The 15,900-nt window shown below is 71.2% G+C and carries 15 protein-coding genes and 1 tRNA gene; 9 read left to right on the top strand and 7 right to left on the bottom strand.

The window, feature by feature from the left end:
- Positions 1 to 378 precede the first annotated feature (378 nt).
- From BG482_RS03250 to BG482_RS03240, 3 genes are all read right to left on the bottom strand, one after another.
- Entirely contained in the window at positions 379 to 1,368 is a 990-nt protein-coding gene (locus BG482_RS03250) for a Rieske 2Fe-2S domain-containing protein (protein ID WP_256096227.1), read from the bottom strand.
- A gap of 241 nt (positions 1,369 to 1,609) precedes the next feature.
- Entirely contained in the window at positions 1,610 to 2,551 is a 942-nt protein-coding gene (locus tag BG482_RS03245) for an NADP-dependent oxidoreductase (RefSeq protein WP_069767283.1), read from the bottom strand.
- 111 nt (positions 2,552 to 2,662) lie between these two features.
- Positions 2,663 to 3,484: a helix-turn-helix transcriptional regulator gene (locus BG482_RS03240; protein WP_069767282.1), complete on the bottom strand. Its 822-nt coding sequence runs from the start codon at positions 3,482 to 3,484 to the stop codon at positions 2,663 to 2,665.
- A gap of 259 nt (positions 3,485 to 3,743) precedes the next feature.
- Between BG482_RS03240 and BG482_RS03235 the strand changes: the two genes are divergently transcribed.
- The 6 genes from BG482_RS03235 to BG482_RS03205 all read left to right on the top strand — a co-directional run bounded on the left by BG482_RS03235 (position 3,744) and on the right by BG482_RS03205 (position 7,041).
- On the top strand, positions 3,744 to 4,169 hold the full coding sequence (locus BG482_RS03235; RefSeq protein WP_069767281.1) for a hypothetical protein: 426 nt from the start codon (positions 3,744 to 3,746) through the stop codon (positions 4,167 to 4,169).
- On the top strand, positions 4,166 to 4,819 hold the full coding sequence (locus BG482_RS03230) for a hypothetical protein (protein ID WP_069767280.1): 654 nt from the start codon (positions 4,166 to 4,168) through the stop codon (positions 4,817 to 4,819). The genes BG482_RS03235 and BG482_RS03230 overlap by 4 nt, the downstream gene beginning before the upstream one ends.
- A 363-nt stretch (positions 4,820 to 5,182) precedes the next feature.
- Positions 5,183 to 5,256 (top strand) — tRNA-Met (locus BG482_RS03220).
- A 423-nt stretch (positions 5,257 to 5,679) separates the two neighbouring features.
- The gene (locus BG482_RS03215; protein WP_069767278.1) at positions 5,680 to 5,889 is read left to right on the top strand and encodes a hypothetical protein; all 210 of its coding nucleotides are present in this window, start codon (positions 5,680 to 5,682) and stop codon (positions 5,887 to 5,889) included.
- On the top strand, positions 5,886 to 6,614 hold the full coding sequence (locus BG482_RS03210) for a restriction endonuclease (RefSeq protein ID WP_069767277.1): 729 nt from the start codon (positions 5,886 to 5,888) through the stop codon (positions 6,612 to 6,614). Before BG482_RS03215 ends, BG482_RS03210 begins: the two co-directional genes overlap by 4 nt.
- A gap of 85 nt (positions 6,615 to 6,699) precedes the next feature.
- Positions 6,700 to 7,041: a hypothetical protein gene (locus BG482_RS03205; protein WP_069767276.1), complete on the top strand. Its 342-nt coding sequence runs from the start codon at positions 6,700 to 6,702 to the stop codon at positions 7,039 to 7,041.
- 225 nt (positions 7,042 to 7,266) lie between these two features.
- Here the strand turns inward: BG482_RS03205 and BG482_RS03200 are convergent, their stop codons facing one another.
- Entirely contained in the window at positions 7,267 to 8,160 is an 894-nt protein-coding gene (locus BG482_RS03200) for an alpha/beta fold hydrolase (protein ID WP_069767275.1), read from the bottom strand.
- A 104-nt stretch (positions 8,161 to 8,264) separates the two neighbouring features.
- On the opposite strand from BG482_RS03200, the gene BG482_RS03195 reads away from it, so the two are divergent.
- From BG482_RS03195 to BG482_RS03185, 3 genes are all read left to right on the top strand, one after another.
- Positions 8,265 to 8,744, top strand: coding sequence for a CGNR zinc finger domain-containing protein (locus tag BG482_RS03195; protein WP_069767274.1), 480 nt, complete (start codon positions 8,265 to 8,267; stop codon positions 8,742 to 8,744).
- 68 nt (positions 8,745 to 8,812) lie between these two features.
- A complete protein-coding gene (locus BG482_RS03190) occupies positions 8,813 to 10,312 on the top strand; it encodes an MFS transporter (RefSeq protein ID WP_069767273.1) in 1,500 nt (499 codons plus the stop codon).
- A gap of 327 nt (positions 10,313 to 10,639) precedes the next feature.
- Positions 10,640 to 11,791 (top strand): acyl-CoA dehydrogenase family protein, encoded by a 1,152-nt coding sequence (locus BG482_RS03185; protein ID WP_069767272.1) that lies wholly within the window; start codon positions 10,640 to 10,642, stop codon positions 11,789 to 11,791.
- Between the two features lie 62 nt (positions 11,792 to 11,853).
- Here BG482_RS03185 and BG482_RS03180 read toward each other — a convergent pair whose 3' ends face one another.
- From BG482_RS03180 to BG482_RS03170, 3 genes are all read right to left on the bottom strand, one after another.
- Complete coding sequence (locus BG482_RS03180) at positions 11,854 to 12,369, bottom strand: PaaI family thioesterase (RefSeq protein WP_256096226.1); 516 nt, start codon at positions 12,367 to 12,369, stop codon at positions 11,854 to 11,856.
- Between the two features lie 110 nt (positions 12,370 to 12,479).
- Positions 12,480 to 13,454 carry an LLM class flavin-dependent oxidoreductase gene (locus tag BG482_RS03175; RefSeq protein ID WP_069767270.1) on the bottom strand — a complete coding sequence of 325 codons (975 nt, stop codon included), beginning with the start codon at positions 13,452 to 13,454 and terminating at the stop codon, positions 12,480 to 12,482.
- Positions 13,451 to 15,892: a GNAT family N-acetyltransferase gene (locus BG482_RS03170; RefSeq protein ID WP_069767269.1), complete on the bottom strand. Its 2,442-nt coding sequence runs from the start codon at positions 15,890 to 15,892 to the stop codon at positions 13,451 to 13,453. Before BG482_RS03170 ends, BG482_RS03175 begins: the two co-directional genes overlap by 4 nt.
- Between the last annotated feature and the right edge of the window lie 8 nt (positions 15,893 to 15,900).

Here is a 15,900-nt window from a genome sequence, read left to right as displayed (position 1 = left end):
TGCTCACATCCGTCCGTCGACCGTTGCGACCCCGTCCCGATTCGCACGGCATCCAGGGCGCTCCCCGTACGTGCACGTCGATATGGCCGGGGCGGTTCCTGACCTGCGATGCGTGAGCTGCATGGCCGCCTGGGAGATCACAGGGACGTGAACCAGGTCGGGCTGTGTCCGGGCCACCGTCCGCTGGTCGCCGGTCTGGCGCCGCCTCTGTCACAGCGGGAGGACGACGCGTCCGGGGGGGCGACGGCGGCACGGACCGGTGACCCGGATGAAGCATGCCGTGCGGGCCGCTGCACCGACGGACGGAGCGAGGAGGCGGCCCGTCCGGTCGCGTGCTCGGCGCGTCACCCCTGGCCGATCGATCGATCGAGCGATCCGTCAGTCGGCCGGATAGAACTGCGCGTACCAGCGGCGCAGCGCCTTGATGCCCTTCTCGTGCGGAAGCAGGACGGGGCGGGCCCGGTGGACCTTGTGGTCCCAGATCCCGACCTCTTCGCGCACCTCGCCCAAAGCCTCCATGCGGAAGACGAGTTTGGCCAGGGGCGTCAGGAACGGCAGCCGGGCCGGTTTGCGGATGTAGTAGAGCATCCGCAGTTCGCTGATGCTGTCGTCGACGGGCGTGCTGAGGGCGATGGCGGTCACCGACAGGACGGGGCCGTGGGTACGCACCACCATGACGCCGGGCCCGTACATGAACGCGTCGAAGGTGTTGTCGATGACCCGGCCGAGGACGCGGCGGGAGATCCGGCCACGGGCCTCGGCGAACGGACCGTCCGCCCGCCAGTCCTGGACAGGGGGTTCGCTCTGGCCGTGGATGAAGTGGAAGTGGGACTCGTCGACGATGTTCTCGCGCATTTCCTGGATGTGGACGCGTGCCCGGCACGTGTCGTCGATGGGTGCGGCGTACTCCTTCGCTCCCGTCTCGGGGATCTCCGGAACCTCCCACGACGGCTCGCCCGGCCCGGCGTACACGAAGACGAGCCCGCTGTGCTCGCGGACGGGGAACCCGGCGAGGGACACATTGGGTGTGCGCACCGCGAACGGGGCTTTCACGCACCGCCCGTCGACGCCGAACCGCCACCCGTGGAAGGGGCACTCCACCGTGCCGTCCACGACCTTCCCGCCCGCCCCGAGATGCGCGCCGTAGTGCGGGCAGTGCGCGTCCCGTACGGCTGCCCGGCCGTCGCCGCCCCGGAAGGCGATGAGAGCCCGCCCGAAGTAGTGCAGGCTGACCACCTTGCCCGGTCGCAGTTCACGGCTGCGCAGCACCGCGTACCAGCCGTACGGCACGGTCGGCATCGGATACTGGTCGGCTCGGGGATCGCGCGGCAGGGCGGCCAAGTTGTCATGACTGCGACGTAAGAGCATGCGCAGATGCTAGCCGCCCGACCGTTCCCGTCGTCGTCCCGAGCGCTACCAGGCAGACCCCGGACGCCCGCAACAGGCCTGGTCACCGCCTCCGTCGTCGCGGCCTCCGTCCCGGCGTCGTCGCCACCGCCAAAGTGGGTCCTGGGGCCGCGCTCTGCGAGACCCGGCAGAGTGCAGCCCCCGCGACGGCTCGACTGCTCGTGGGGAGGGCGCGACGCGATCGCCGTGCCGGAGAGGTCGCCTAGGTGAGGGAGGCGGCGGGGGGAAGGACGAGGACCTTGCCGGAGAGCGCGCCTTCTGCGGCCTCCGCGTGCAGCGCCGGCAGCTCGGCCAGCGGCACCCGTCGAGCGATGTCGACGTGCAGCGCTCCGGAGTCGACCAGCGTCACCAGTCTCGCCAGCTGCGCGGCGTCGCTGTTGACGAAGAGGTCGACGCCGCGCACGCCGCGTTCCTCGTCGGTGGGCGCAGGCATCCACACCGTCGTGTTCACCACGATGCCGCCATCGCGGACCACCGACGTCAGCGCGGCCAGTTGCATCGGGTCGACGGGCGCGAGGTTGAGCACGACGTCGACCAGCGCGGACAGTTCGGGGACCCCGTGGCCGAACACCTCGTCGGCGCCCGCCCTCCTGACGCGTTCGCCGCTGCGCGGCCCGGCCGTGGCGATCACGTGTGCGCCGGCGTGCTTGGCCAGTTGGACGGCGTAACCGCCGACCGCGCCGCCCGCACCGTTGATCAGCACCCGCTGGCCGGCGGTCAGTTCGGCGTGGTCGAAGAGGGCCTGCCAGGCGGTGAGCCCGACCAGCGGCAGCCCGCCCGCATCGGTCAGCGGGATGCTCGCGGGTGCCGCCGTCAGCAGGTCGGCCGGTGCGAGCACGTACTCCGCCGCCGCGCCGGGGGCGGTCATCGGCAGGAAGCCGACAACCTGGTCACCCGCCCTGACCTTGTCCGCGCCCTGACCCAGTGCGTCGACCGTGCCCGCGACGTCGATGCCGGGTGTGTGCGGCAGGGTCACCGGGATGGGGCCCTGCATGAAGCCCGCGCGGATGTTGCCGTCGACCGGGTTGAACGACGTCGCGGCCACGCGGATCCGGACCTCCCCGGCCGCGGGGACCGGTTGTTCCACGTCCTCGTAACGCAAGACGTCCGGAGTGCCGTACTCATGGAAACGCACTGCTTTCATGGCGAATACCACCCTTTCGTGACGGAGAAGATGCTTCGAATTTGAATCATCGTGGGACCCGGCATGCCTCGGCTTCGAGACAATGCCTTCAGGTGTGAGGGACGACGGCCGCTAGACGGCGGTCAGGAGCCGAAGCTTGCCGTGGCTCGGGGAACCGGGCACGGCGGTGAAGACCAGCAGCGTCTGAAACTGCTCCGGATCCAACAGCATCTCGGCGTACAGCTCCAGCTCCCCCAACTCGGGGTGCAGGTAGCGCTTGAGGTCGTGATGATGGGTCACTCCCACCTCGTGCAACCGCCAGATGTTCGCGAACTCGGCACTGACCTCCAGCAGCGCCGCGACGATCTCGCCGGCCTTCCCGGTGGGATCCGCCGTGTACGCGTCCCGGATCTCCGCGGCGAAGACCCTGCCCCGTATCGGATGGTCCTCGACGGGATACAGGCCACGGACCCGCGCGTCACCGGTGAACCAGCGATAGACCAGGTAACGGGACATGCCCGAGTATCGGGTGTAGTCACCGAGCAGGGCGACCGCCGGTGGCGTCTGCAGCAACGCCTCGCCGAGCCGTGACAGCACGATCGCCGGCACGTCCGAGAGGCCGGCGACGATCCGCATCATCGTGGGACCGATGTAGTCGTCCCGCAGGATCCGCCGCGGCGCCGGGATCCCGCCCAGGACGAAGAGGTGGTCGCGCTCGCTCTGGTTGAGGCGCAGCGCCCGGGCGAGCGCGACGAGCATCCGCTCCGACGGCGCCGGACCTCGCTGCTGTTCGATTCGGCTGTAGTAGTCGGCCGACATCTCGGCCAGCGCCGCCACCTCCTCTCGCCGCAGCCCGCCGGTGCGGCGCCGCTGCCCGCGGGGGAGCCCGACATCCTCCGGCTGCAACGTCTCACGACGCGCTCGGAGAAAATCTGCCAGCAACGCCCGGTCCATCGTCCGGCCTCCTTTGTTCGACAAGGCAATCTTGGCGCGAACCGGGAACCGGATGAAGGGTAGTTCTAACCGGGGACAGGTTGTCCCTGGCTGACGAGCCTGTCCGACGCGGACGCGGCGTGAGGAGCGGGCGCCTTGCGCCCGTGTCCACGGCGCTGCCACCGCCGAGCGCGCAGGCCGTGACGGTCTGCTGCCTTCTCGAGGTACGGCTCCGCCACCGGGACAAGTCTCCTGACGCACCATCAGCTCGTCCGCACCGGTGACGGTCCGCGAGAACGCCGCCGTGCTGCCGGACGGCGCCACGCCACGGTGGTCCCGCACGACCGTGCTCTTCGACTTCGACGACGACATGTTCGCCGCCGCGAAGGGCGAGGAGGTGACCAAGGCTCTGGTCGCCCAGGGCATGGTGCCGGGATGCAGTCCCGTCGGCTGGAGCACGTTCGGCGGCGACCAATTCGCGCAGACCGTCGCGCTGGGCTGGGTGCTGGGGGATCTCGAACCGCTGCCCGGCACCGGGTCGGCGGCGTTGAACCGCGCCGTCGTCGCCAGGGTCCGCCCGGTGTGGAAGGAGCTCATGGCGTTGCCACGGGCGCAACAGCTCGCGCGCATCAACGCGATGCGCGCCGCCGCCCTCTCCTGCGAGGGCGACGCGTTCGAGGTGCTCAAAGGCGGTCCTTCGCGATGAGATGGCTGATGCTGTACGCATACTCGCGCCAGGTGCCCGCATCGCTCGCCACGGTGCTGATCAGCGCGGCGGGCGTGTGGGCGCTCACTGGGGACGGCAGCGCCGCGCCCGGTGGGTCGCAACTGCCCGCGGTCGTTCTCACCGCGGGCGCCATGGCCCTCTCGATCGGACTCGGCGGGCAGGATCTCGACCTGGACCGCACCGCCGCGATCCGCTGGGGGCCGCGCAGGGCGGCGCATGTGCTGCTCGGCGGCGCGATCGTCGGCGCCGTGTTCCTGACCGTGCAGGCGGTGGGCCAGGACCTGGCCACCGCCGCGTTCGTCGCCAGGGACTGCGCGGGACTGGCGGGGCTGGCCGCTCTCGGCGCGGCGGTCGCGGGCGGACGGTACGCCTGGGCGTTCCCCTTCACCTGGCTCGCGTTCGCGTTCCTCGCTCCGCCCTCGGCGACCGGTGTGCCCGCGAGGGCGGCGACCTGGATGTTGCTGCCGACCGGCGCCCCCGCGGCGACCTGGACGGCACTGTGCCTCGCGGTGTTCGGCACGGCGCTCTACGCCTTCGCGGGACCGGAAGCCCTCACACGGCCGGCCGTGCGACCGCTGACGCCTTCCCCGTCCCGATACGGAACGGGGCGCCGCCGTAGACAAGGGTGAGCAGGCGGCGGAACCCGTGCTGCCAGGTGGGGCACCACGGCTGCGAAACGCACCGCGGCGTCATACGGGGATGGAGATGTTCGTCACCGCCGTGGTGCGGTCCGTCCGTCGCCGCCACGGTGGTGGTGCCGGCGTGCGCCATGGCGTGCGCCTGCGTCTGGGTGCTCAGGAAGTATCCGGGCGCGTCAGGGCCGTTGATCGGCTCGATCAGGAGGTCCACGCCGGTCGCGGCTGCCCGCTCCGCGGCCCGGGCCGGATCGGCCGGTGCGAGTACGCGACCGACGTCGGCTTCGCCGCGCGGAGCCCTGCGCCGAAAAGTGGTCTTCGGCGCCTGCTGGGATGGCGTACGGTAGGGGACAACGACGCGGGGTGGAGCAGCTCGGTAGCTCGCTGGGCTCATAACCCAGAGGTCGCAGGTTCAAATCCTGTCCCCGCTACTGTCGAAGAGGGCCCGGATCCACACGATCCGGGCCCTTTCGCGTTCCCTGGACGATCCTCACGGGATCCGGCCTGAGGCTGAACGCCCGAGCAGCCACGTTGCGCTCGGCGAGACACACGGGGTCGGCTCGACCAGGCGAGCCACTGCCGGCACCCGCCGTCCACCCTGATCGCCTTCCTGCTGTGCCTCGTCTATCTGATCGAGCCGGTGTCCGAGCTGATCGACGCCGTGACCTCGTCACCCCCGTGCACATCGCTGGCTGGGAGTAGGTCACGCGGTATTCGGCCAGGTCCGATGGCTTTGTGCCATTCGTCGGCAACCCATCTCCCACATCACCGGGGTCCGGCTACACAAGAGTGCTGGGGCGGCGAAGTGCCGTTGCCGTGTACTGGTGGCCGGTCGGTGGGGGAGGTCTGGACGGTTGCTGACCATCAATGTGGCGGTGCTGCTCGCAGTCATCGTGGTCTGGCGGCTGCGGCGGCGTACGGAGGCCCGCAGCCGTTTCGACGAGAAGCTGACGGTCGTCATCGTCTTGGCGCTGGGGGTCCTGATCGCACCCACCAGGGCGGGTCAGGGGATCTTGAACGTCCTGGGGCAGCTCGCGAGCGGCGTCACGCAGGCCAGCCGGTGAGCCCCCACACGGGCAAGCGCCGGACGGCGACCAGGCGTGCGTCCGCGCGGCGGCGCACCCGCAGGCCGGGCAGGGGGCGGCAGCGCGCGGATGACCGTCTGATCGGCATCGTGGTGGCCGCCCTCTTCGCGGCCGCCCTCGTGGTGACCGTGGTGAACTGGCTGCTGGCTCACTGGTGGATCCTGGCCGTCGTCGGCGCGCTCGCGGCGTTGGCCGGCGGCGGCCGGCTGTACCACAGGCAGCAGGAGGCGCGGTGGGCAGCGGTCCGCACGCAGGGCCTGCGTTACGGCCTGTCCCAGCTGGACGCCCTCCATCACACGCAGTTCGAAGACGCGGTGCGCGACCTGCTGCGTCGCGACGGCTGCCGGGACGCGACCCGTGTGGGTGGTGGCGGCGACCTGGGCGCCGACGTGAAAGCCACGGACCCCTACGGGCGGCGCTGGGTGATCCAGTGCAAACACCGGCGCAACGGTCTCGCCGGCTCCGCCGTGGGCACGCCGGACCTCCAGGTCCTCAACGGCACCGCCCGTCAGGTCCACGGTGCCGACGTGGCGGTCATCGTGACCAACGGCCGGGTCACCGCACCCGCCGTGAACTTCGCCGAGCAGCAGCGTCTCCACGTCGTCGACCGCCAGACGCTCGGAATCTGGGCATCCGGCTCACGCCCGCTGTGGGAGCTGCTCCGCGCCGTCCCTCCGCCTCGTAGGCCGACGGCTCTCTCGTGAAGCCGCCGACGGTCGGGCTGTCGTCAACGTCGCCGCCGCCTACGCCTATCCCGGTGATCTCCGGCCCGGTGGCCTCCAGGAAGGTGTGCCCGACGCCAGACTCGCGGTCGTGGCCGACCCGAACACCCATGACCGCGATCCTGAGGGCTCGACCGGCGGAGCAGGCAGGACGGCTGCCGGTACCGGCCGGGTCCGCTTCCCGCTGGTGCGTTGGGCACTCGCCCCGCGCACGACGTGGCACGCGCGGCGCCTGGCCGCCGACTTCGGTGAGGGGATGGACGCCAGGACCGCGTGGGTGATGGCGCGCCTGGGCCGTCACCCTGACGAGCGCGGCTACGCCATGACTCACCTGGAGGACGAAGGCCGCACCGCGGACCGCACGGGGGCGCGCACGGGATATACGACAGGTGGGCGGCCCACAGGGTGATGCCGGGGTCGGTGTGCGCGCACGCGTCGCCGCGGAACGACCGCATCTCCTCCCACAAGTGGGTCACCGACTGTGGCTACTGACCGTCGCGCTCCCTCCGTCGGGCCTCCCGGGTGCCTTGCCCGGGTGCCCGGCGACGTCGCCCAGGTCATGGACGACTGCGGGCAACTCGACCTCGACGAGATCGACTTCGCGCTCGTGGAGCATGACACGGGGCGTACCGGTTCAGACGCTCGGTGCGGGCGTAGCGCCTCCCCCCAGCACCCGCCCGAGGAAGCCGCGCAGGTACCCCGCGACGACGTCCAGGTGGCTCTCCAGCAGGAAGTGGCCGCCGTTGATCAGGTGCACTTCCGCGTCCTTGGCGTCGCGGGCGAAGGCTCGCGCGCCGGCCGGGCCGAAGATTTCGTCGTTGCGGCCCCAGACGGCGAGCACGGGGACCTCGCTGGTGCGCAGGAATTCGTGCAGCAGGGGGTAGAGCGGGCGATTGTTCTGGTAGTCGCGGAACAGCGCCAACTGGACCTCGTCGTTGCCCTCGCGGGAGACGAGAGCGAAGTCGTGCTCCCAGGTGTCCGGGCTGACCAGGCTCGGATCGGGCACGCCGTGAACGTACTGCCAGCGGATGGCGTCGACGCTCAGCGCGGCGCGGACGGCGGGTTCGGTGTCGGGACCGGGATTCGCCCCGTACGCCCAGACATCGGTCCAGAACGACTCGACGAAGCCGTCCTCGTAGCCGTTGCCGTTCTGGGTGACGAGGGCGGAGATCCGTTCGGGGTGCTGGAGCGCGAGGCGCCAGCCGATGGGGGCGCCGTAGTCCTGGACGTAGAGGGCGTAGCGGTCCAGGCCCAGGTGGTCGAGCAGTCCGGAGGTGAGTTCGGCGAGGGCGTCGAAGGTGTAGGTGAACTCTCCCACGAGGGGGGCGTCGGAGTGGCCGAAGCCGAGGTGGTCCGGCGCTATGACGTGGTAGTCGTCGGCGAGCAGCGGGATGAGCTCGCGGAACATGAACGAGCTGGTCGGGTAGCCGTGCAGCAGGACGATCGCGGGGGCGTCGGCGGGGCCGGCTTCACGGTAGAAGGTCTCGTGGCCGTCGACGGTGGCGGTCCGGTGGTGCACCGAGCTCATGTCTAACCCTTTCAAGTCATTGATCTGGTTAGTTCCTCGTCATGCAAGCACGGGGTGGGCTAACCTGTCAAACGACGTAATCCGGTTAGAAGGGAGTGACCTCGATGGACACGCTGCTGGACCTGCTCAACAGCCGGCCACTGGTCGACGGCGAGGAACAGGACGCGCTCGGCGACCCTGCCGGAGGCAGACGCTGGGCGCGGGAGCACGGCGGCGAAGGCAGCCTCGCGGAACTGGCGCTGCTGCGCGAGACGCGGGACATCCTGCGGGACGTAGTGCGCGGAGAACGCTCGCCCGCCGGGCTGAGCCCGCTGCTCGAAGGGGTCCATCAGATTCCGGAGATCACTTCGGAAGGCCTTCAGTGGACGGTCGAGGCTCCGCCGCACGCCCGGCTGGCCGTCGAGGTGGTTCTCGCCTGGGCCGCCACCGAGAAGCACATGCCCGGCCGGCTGCGCCCCTGCGCCAACGGCGCGTGCCAGTTGTTCCTGCTCGACCGCAGCCGTGCCAACCGTGCCCGCTGGTGCTCGATGGCGGTGTGCGGCAACCGCGAAAAAGCGCGCCGCCACTACGAACGCACCCGCTGACGCGCCCCCCAAGCGCCGCCGATCGGCCTAAGGATGCGATGCCGGGCGATTCATGGTGTTCTGTCGGAATGAGTGTCACCCGGACAGGTGAATCTTCCGCCGACACCGCACCCGACCCCCGCCGCTGGTGGGGCCTGGTGATCATCGCCCTCGCCCAGCTCATGGTCGTCCTGGACGCGACGATCGTGAACATCGCGCTGCCCTCCGCGCAGGAGGACCTGGGCATCTCCGACGGCGACCGTCAGTGGGTGATCACCGCCTACACCCTGGCCTTCGGCGGGCTTCTGCTGCTCGGCGGCCGTATCGCCGACCTGGTGGGCCGCAAACGCACCTTCGTGATCGGTCTGGTCGGCTTCGCGGCGGCCTCCGCGCTCGGTGGGGCGGCCACCGGATCGGGCATGCTGTTCGGCGCCCGCGCCCTTCAGGGCGCCTTCGCGGCCGTACTCGCCCCCTCCGCGCTCAGCCTCCTGACCACGACGTTCACCGACCCCAAGGAGCGCGGCAAAGCCTTCGGGATCTACGGCGCACTCGCCGGCAGCGGCGCCGCGATCGGCTTCATCGTCGGCGGTCTGCTCACCGAGTACCTCGACTGGCGCTGGTGCCTGTACGTCAACGTGCCCATCGCCGTCATCGCCGTGGTCGGCGGCCTCGTACTGCTCCACGACCGCCCCGGCCACGCGGACGTCCGGCTCGACGTGCCCGGCGCGGTGCTGGGCTGCGGCGGCCTGGTGGCGATCGTCTACGGCTTCAGCGAGGCCCAGCCGCGCGGCTGGACCGACCCCCTGGTGCTGGGGCTCTTCGCGGGCGGGATCGTCCTGCTCACCGTCTTCGTGTGGTGGCAGACGAAGGCGCGGGTGCCGCTGCTGCCCTTGCACATCATCAAGGACCGCAACCGCGCGGGCTGCTTCCTGACCATGGGCCTGGCCATCATCGGGATGTTCGGCCTGTTCCTGTTCATGACCTACTACCTCCAGGTCATCCTCGGCTATTCCCCCGTGAAGACGGGCCTCGCCTTCCTCCCGCTCACCGTGGCGATCATCATCGGCTCCACCCAGATCTCCGCCCGGCTGATGAACCGCGTGGCGCCGCGCATGCTGATGGTCCCCGGCATGCTCCTCGCCTCGGGCGGCATGGTGATCCTCACCCAAATGACCGTCCACTCCTCCTACACCGGCGAGATCCTGCCCGCGCTGCTGCTGATGGGCCTCGGCATGGGCCTGACCTTCATGCCGGTCTTCGCCACGGCCACCGCCGGGGTTGCTCCGCAGGACGCGGGCGTCACCTCTGCCACCGTCAACACCTCACAGCAGGTGGGTGGGTCCATCGGTACGGCGCTGCTCAACACGATCGCCACCACCAGCAGCGCCGCCTACCTCTCTGCCCATCTGACCGGCCCCGCGCGCCGGGCCCAGGTCGCGGCCGAGGGCACCGTGCACGGCTACACGGTGGCCATCTGGTGGGCCGCCGGCATCATGCTGCTGGCCGGCCTGGTGGCGGGTCTGATGGTCACCACCGGCCCTCCGAGGCGTGCCCCGGCGGAATCAGCCGTACCGGAGTCGGTGGGCTGACGGCATCCGGCCCCGGCAGACTCGCCGCGGACGTCCTGACGGGCGACCGTGCCGGACGCCTTGCCCGCCGCCGAACCGTCCACATGCCCGGTGCGGCGCGCGACCCCCTTCGCAGTGATCTTCTTGCCCGTCGGCGGCCCTCGGCGTCCTGCCGACCTTCGCCGTGCCGCTGATCACCGGCATCCGGGCCGCTCCGGGCGTCACGCGTGGCGACGGTCACCGCCGCCGACACCCCCGCACGCAGTGAGGCAGTACCGCCACTGCCCTGTATCCGCTAACATAGAACAATTAGATAGATGAATAGCCTAGTAATGGCGAGGAGTGGCCGTGGACTTCGGGCTGACCGATGAGCAGGAGCTGTTGCGTGCGACGGCTCAGAAGTTCGTCGCCGACGTGTGCCCGGCCGAGAAGGCCAAGCAGTGGGACGAGGAGGGCGTCGTACCGCCCGAGCTGTTTCGAGGTATGGCCGAGCTGGGGTGGTTCTCGCTCCCGTTCGCCGAGGACGAGGGCGGTGACGGTGGCGGACCGCTGGAGCTCGTCCTCATCGCCGAGGAGCTCGGGCGGGCCAGCTTCGACGTGGCCATGTGCTACATCGGGGTGCTCATCCCCGGCATCACGGTGTTCCGCTGGGGCAGCGAGGCACAGCGCGACTTCATCCGCGAGCAGGTGATGACGGGCCGCCACCGGCTCGCCGTCGGCCTCAGCGAGCCGGACAGCGGGTCCGACGCCGCGGCGCTGCGGACCACCGCCGAGGACCACGGGGACGACTTCCTCGTCCGCGGCCAGAAGGCCTGGTGCACGGGCGGCGGCCTGCCGGACACGACCATCGCCACGTACGTGCGGACCGGGCCCCGCGAGCCCAAGCACGGCGGCATCAGCCTGCTGCTCGTCGATCCCGCGACCGAGGGCGTCGAGGTCCGCCGGACCCCGACCCTGGCCCGGCACATCCTCGGCACCAACGAGGTCTTCTTCAACGACGTCCTGGTGCCGAAGGAGAACCTCGTCGGCCCGCGTGACGAGGGCTGGAAGGTGATGCTCTCCAACATCGAGCTGGAGAAGGTGATCATCAGCGGGGGCTATCTCGGCGCCGCGCAGGCCACGCTCGACGAGATGCTCGACTACGCCCGCAACCGGCATGCCTTCGGCCGGCCGATCGGCAACTTCCAGGCCCTCGCGCACGCCATGGCCGACCTGCAGACCGAGATCGACTCCGCCCGGCTGCTCGCTCACCGGGCGGCCTGGCTGCTCGCCCAGGGCAAGCCCTGCACGCGGGAAGGGTCGATGGCGAAGCTGAAGGGATCGGAGACGTACGTGGCGGCCGCCCGGCTCGGGATGCAGGTCTGCGCGGGGCACGGTTTCTCGACGGAGAGCGTGATGAGCTTCCGGTACCGGGAGTCGATCGTGGCCACGATCTCCGGGGGCACGAGTCAGATCCAGCGCAACGGCATAGCGCGCAGCATGGGGCTCAGGTCGTACTGAGCCCCGCCGCCCGACCTGGTTCAGGTCCTGCTGGTCCCGCCGCCCCGGCCTGCCGGCTGTTCCTACCGCGCCTCGCCGTCCTGACCGGCCAGCCACTCCTGGTGCCGTGCGAAGTGGCCCCGGTCCCGGGTCACCCAGATCCCCGAGACCCGGGCCAGCACCGCCCGCGTCGGCAGCAGCACCATCTCGCCGGCGATGTACCAGCGCCTGCCCTCCCGCTTCTCCACCCAGGCCCGGACCTCCAGCGGCCGCTGTACCGGCACCGGCTTCACGAAGCTCACGGTCAGTTCCGCCGTCACGCTCAACACCCGGTGCAGCAACGGCAGATGGCCGAGGCAGTCGTCCAGCACGGCCGCGGTCCAGCCGCCGTGCGCCACTTCGGGCCCGCCCTCCTGGTCTCGCGGGCAGGACAGCTCGAACCGCGCCGACCCGTCCTCGTCCAGCCGCTCCTTCTCCACTCCCAGCCGGCAGGAACCGGCGGCGCGGCACGCCCCGCAGAGGGCCACCCCGCCGGGGGTCCGGGGCGGCTCATGGAAGTCGGCCCCCGGCCAAGGCCCGGTCGGTGGCGTGGTGGACATGGTGTGACTCCTCTTGTCGTGCGTCGGAGTGTCAGACAGGGGGTTCGGACATGAGGGCTCAGACATGAGGGCTCAGACTTCGGGTACTTCGGGTGTCGGAGATCGAGGTGTCAGACATCGGCGAGCAGCGGGCGCAGCTTCCCGGCGATGAGCTGAACCTGCCGGGCCACCATGTCCTCGGGCATCCCGGCCAGCGAGGCCCACAGGAACACGCCCTCCACCGGCAACCCTGCCACGTACGCCTTGACGGCACCGGCGACGTCCTGCGGGGTGCCGTACAGGAACCGACCCACCCCGGTCGCGCTCAGTCCCGTCTCCCGCCACTTCTCGGGGTCGATGGGGCGGGGGAGCGGCTGGTCGGTGCCCTCCACCATGTACCGGCGGTAGCTGTCCCACTGGTACGCCAGGTGCCTGCGCACCACCGGCCAGTCGCCGTCGGGGTCCTCGGTGACGAACGTGGTGAACGAGCCCTGCATCCGGCCCGCCGCCACGTCGTACCCGCTCTCGGCGAGCCCTTCCCGGTACGGCGTCAGCAGGGCCGGGTCGAGCGACAGCAGCCCTGTGCCGAGTCGGCCGGCCCGGCGGGCGCCCTGCGGGCCCTGGTAGCCGAGCCAGATCGGGAGCGGATCCTGGACCGGGCCCGGGGTGACCAGGGATTCGGCCCACAGGCCGCGGATCTCCCGTACCCGCCGATCGGTGGTGGTGTAGCGCCTGGAGAGATCGGCGTCGTACAGCCGGTACTCGGGCACCCGGTAGCCGGTGCCGAGCCCGAGGTCCAGACGGCCGTCGCTGATGATGTCCACGAGCGCGGCCTGTTCGGCGATCTCGGGGGCCGCGTGCAGCGGTGCGGGGATGACCGCGGTGCCCAGGCGGACGCGGCGGGTGCGGGCGGCGGCCGCGGCTGCCATGGTGAGCGGCTGGGGGAGATAGCCGTCCTCGAAGCCGTGGTGTTCGGAGAACCAGACCGAGTCGAGGCCGAGGCGGTCCGCCTCCTCGCACATCTCCAGGGCGAACCCGTACACCCGCGACCAACTCTGCCGCCATGGCGGCGGGTTGCGCAGGTCGAAGTAGATGCCCACCTTCACGAGGAACCTCCCGCTGCTGTGGTGTCGGCCAGCCGGATCGTCGCGTGCGCGACGTCCACTCCGTCCCCGGGTGCCAGGAGCCGTACCGGGCGCAGTTCCAGCGCCTCGATCTCGGGGTGGTCCTCGACCATCGCCGAGATGCGCAGGACGGTCTCCTCCAGGGCCGTGAGGTCCACTCCCGGGCCCCCGGTCCGGCCGTCCAGCAGTGGGGCGGCCCGCAGCGAGCGGACCATCTCCCGGGCGTCGCGGTCGCTGAGGGGGGTGACGCGGTGGGCGACGTCCGCCATGAGGTCGGCGTAGTCCCCGGTGAGGCCGAAGGCGACCACCGGGCCGAAGACGGGGTCGGCACGGACGGTGAGGAACGCGTCCGGTCCACCATCCGATCCGGGGCCCGGTTCGCTCCCGCGTACGAGGATCCCGTACGAGGCGAGCAGTTCGGCGGCGGCCGTCGCCGGGACCGGCCCTGGGGCACAGGAGGCGATCAGCGTGCGGGCCCGCTCGGCGTCGACTCCCGCGAGGTCGGGTACGACGCCCGCGGGGGTGCTGCGCCAGGTCTGGTAGGCCGCCGCATGTCCGAGCGAGGTGGCAGCGGCCTCGGGGAACGTGTACGTCGGTACCACCAGGTCGCCCCGGTGCAGGAGGTCGGCGACGCCCGCACCGCCCAGGAAGCTGGCCAGCACGGGCTTGTCGGGCCGGGCCGCGGCCGCGTCCAGGATCGCCGACGCCACCTCGTCGGGCTTGTCCGCCAGCGGTGGCATGAACAGGACGACGGCCGCGTCGATGCCGTCGTCCGCCAGGGCGGCGTCCAGCGCCTGCCGGTAGTGGGCGGCGGTGGCGGTGGGTGTCAGGTCGATCGGGTTGGAGACGTCGGCGTGGGGCGCGAGGGCCGGACGGAGCGTCTGCCGGGTGCGCTCACCGAGCGCGGGCACGCACAGGCCGCTCGCCGCGCACGCGCCGACCGTCAGCGCCGCCGGGCCGCCCGCGTTGGTGATCACGGCGACCCGGTCGCCGGGCGGGGGAGGCTGGTGGGCGAGCAACAGGGCGACGTCGAACAGCTCTTGGAGGCTGCGGGTACGGATCACACCGGACTGGGCGAACAGCGAGCTCACGGCCGAATCCGCGTGGCCCGGATGAACCGCGACGATGGGTTTGCGCGGTGCGACCCGGCGGGCGACGCGGGCGAACCGGCGCGGGTCGCCGAAGGTCTCGACGTGCAGCAGGATCACCGACGTCCCCGGGTCCTCCTCCCACCACTGGAGCAGTTCGTCGGTGGAGACGTCGACGGCGTGGCCCACCGACACGAAGCCCGAGAAGCCGAGCCGCAGCCGCCGGGCGAAGTCGAGCACCGCCAGCCCGAGCGGCCCGGACTGGCTGGACATCGCCACCCGGCCGGGCGTCGGCAGGGCGGGCGAGAAGGTCGCGGCCAGCCGCGCCGCGGGGGTCGTGTTGACCACGCCCATGCAGTTCGGGCCCACCAGCCGCATTCCGGAGGCGCGGGCGAAACGCGCCAGCTCCAGCTCGCCGGCTCGTCCTTCGACTCCGGTCTCTCCGAAGCCCGTCGAGACGACGACCACCGCTTTGACCCCGACCTCCGCGCACTCCCTCACGACACCGGGCACGGCCTCGGCGCGCACGGCCACCAGCGCCAGGTCCGGCGGCTCGGGCAGGTCCCGCACGCTTGCGTACGCCCGCGCCCCGGCGATCTCCGCGGCCCGCGGGTTGACGGGGAAGACACTGCCGGCGAAGCCGCCCCGCAGCAGGTTGGCGACGATCTCGTGGCCGATCGTCAGCGGGTCGCGGTTGGCGCCGATGACGGCGACGGAGCGCGGTTCGAGCAGGGGTCTGAGCGAGCGCCGTACGGCCGTCTGCTCGCGACGCTCGGCCCGCGCCACGGCCTGGGCCTGCGGGTCGACGGCGATCTCGAAATGGATGATCTGGCCGGGCGGACCGGCTTGTGTCCGGTAGCCGGAGCCCAGGAACACGTTGATCATCCGGGCGTTGTCGGCGAGGACGTCGGCTTCCAGCACCCGGATGCCCCGTGCTCGCGCGGCGGCGGCGATGTGCTCCAGGAGCAGCCTGCCGAATCCCTCGCTCTGGTGGTCGTCCCGGATGGTGAACGTGACCTCGGCGTGTTCCGGTTCCTCCGGGTCGCGGACGTAGCGCACCAGGCCGGCGATCTCGTCACCGGCCAGGGCGACGAGTGCCAGCTCGTTGAGGTAGTCCACGTGGGCGCCGCGCCGGATGACGTCGTCGCGGGCGCGGACCACCGGGCCGAGGGAGCGGTAGGCCAGGGTGGCCCGGGACAGGGTGCCGACGAAGGCGACCAGGCGGTCGGCGTCCTCCGGCCGGATGGGCCGGACGAAGGTCGACCGCCCGGTCCTGACGAGTCCGGGCCGTTCCAGGTCTTCGGGATACGAGGGGTACGGGGGAGTGGTCACCGCAGTGG

The organism is Streptomyces sp. LUP30, from assembly GCF_001746365.1.
Lineage (GTDB): Bacteria > Actinomycetota > Actinomycetes > Streptomycetales > Streptomycetaceae > Streptomyces.
Note: the sequence above shows the minus strand (reverse complement) of the source record. Positions and strands in the feature narration are given on the sequence as shown.

Bases quoted from the DNA above. Each gene is read 5' to 3' on its own strand.
- BG482_RS03250 (WP_256096227.1), bottom strand. From the start codon at position 1,368: ATGCTCTTACGTCGCAGTCATGACAACTTGGCCGCCCTGCCGCGCGAT.
- BG482_RS03245 (WP_069767283.1), bottom strand. From the start codon at position 2,551: ATGAAAGCAGTGCGTTTCCATGAGTACGGCACTCCGGACGTCTTGCGT.
- BG482_RS03240 (WP_069767282.1), bottom strand. From the start codon at position 3,484: ATGGACCGGGCGTTGCTGGCAGATTTTCTCCGAGCGCGTCGTGAGACG.
- BG482_RS03230 (WP_069767280.1), top strand. From the start codon at position 4,166: ATGAGATGGCTGATGCTGTACGCATACTCGCGCCAGGTGCCCGCATCG.
- BG482_RS03200 (WP_069767275.1), bottom strand. From the start codon at position 8,160: ATGAGCTCGGTGCACCACCGGACCGCCACCGTCGACGGCCACGAGACC.
- BG482_RS03195 (WP_069767274.1), top strand. From the start codon at position 8,265: ATGGACACGCTGCTGGACCTGCTCAACAGCCGGCCACTGGTCGACGGC.
- BG482_RS03190 (WP_069767273.1), top strand. From the start codon at position 8,813: ATGAGTGTCACCCGGACAGGTGAATCTTCCGCCGACACCGCACCCGAC.
- BG482_RS03180 (WP_256096226.1), bottom strand. From the start codon at position 12,369: ATGTCCACCACGCCACCGACCGGGCCTTGGCCGGGGGCCGACTTCCAT.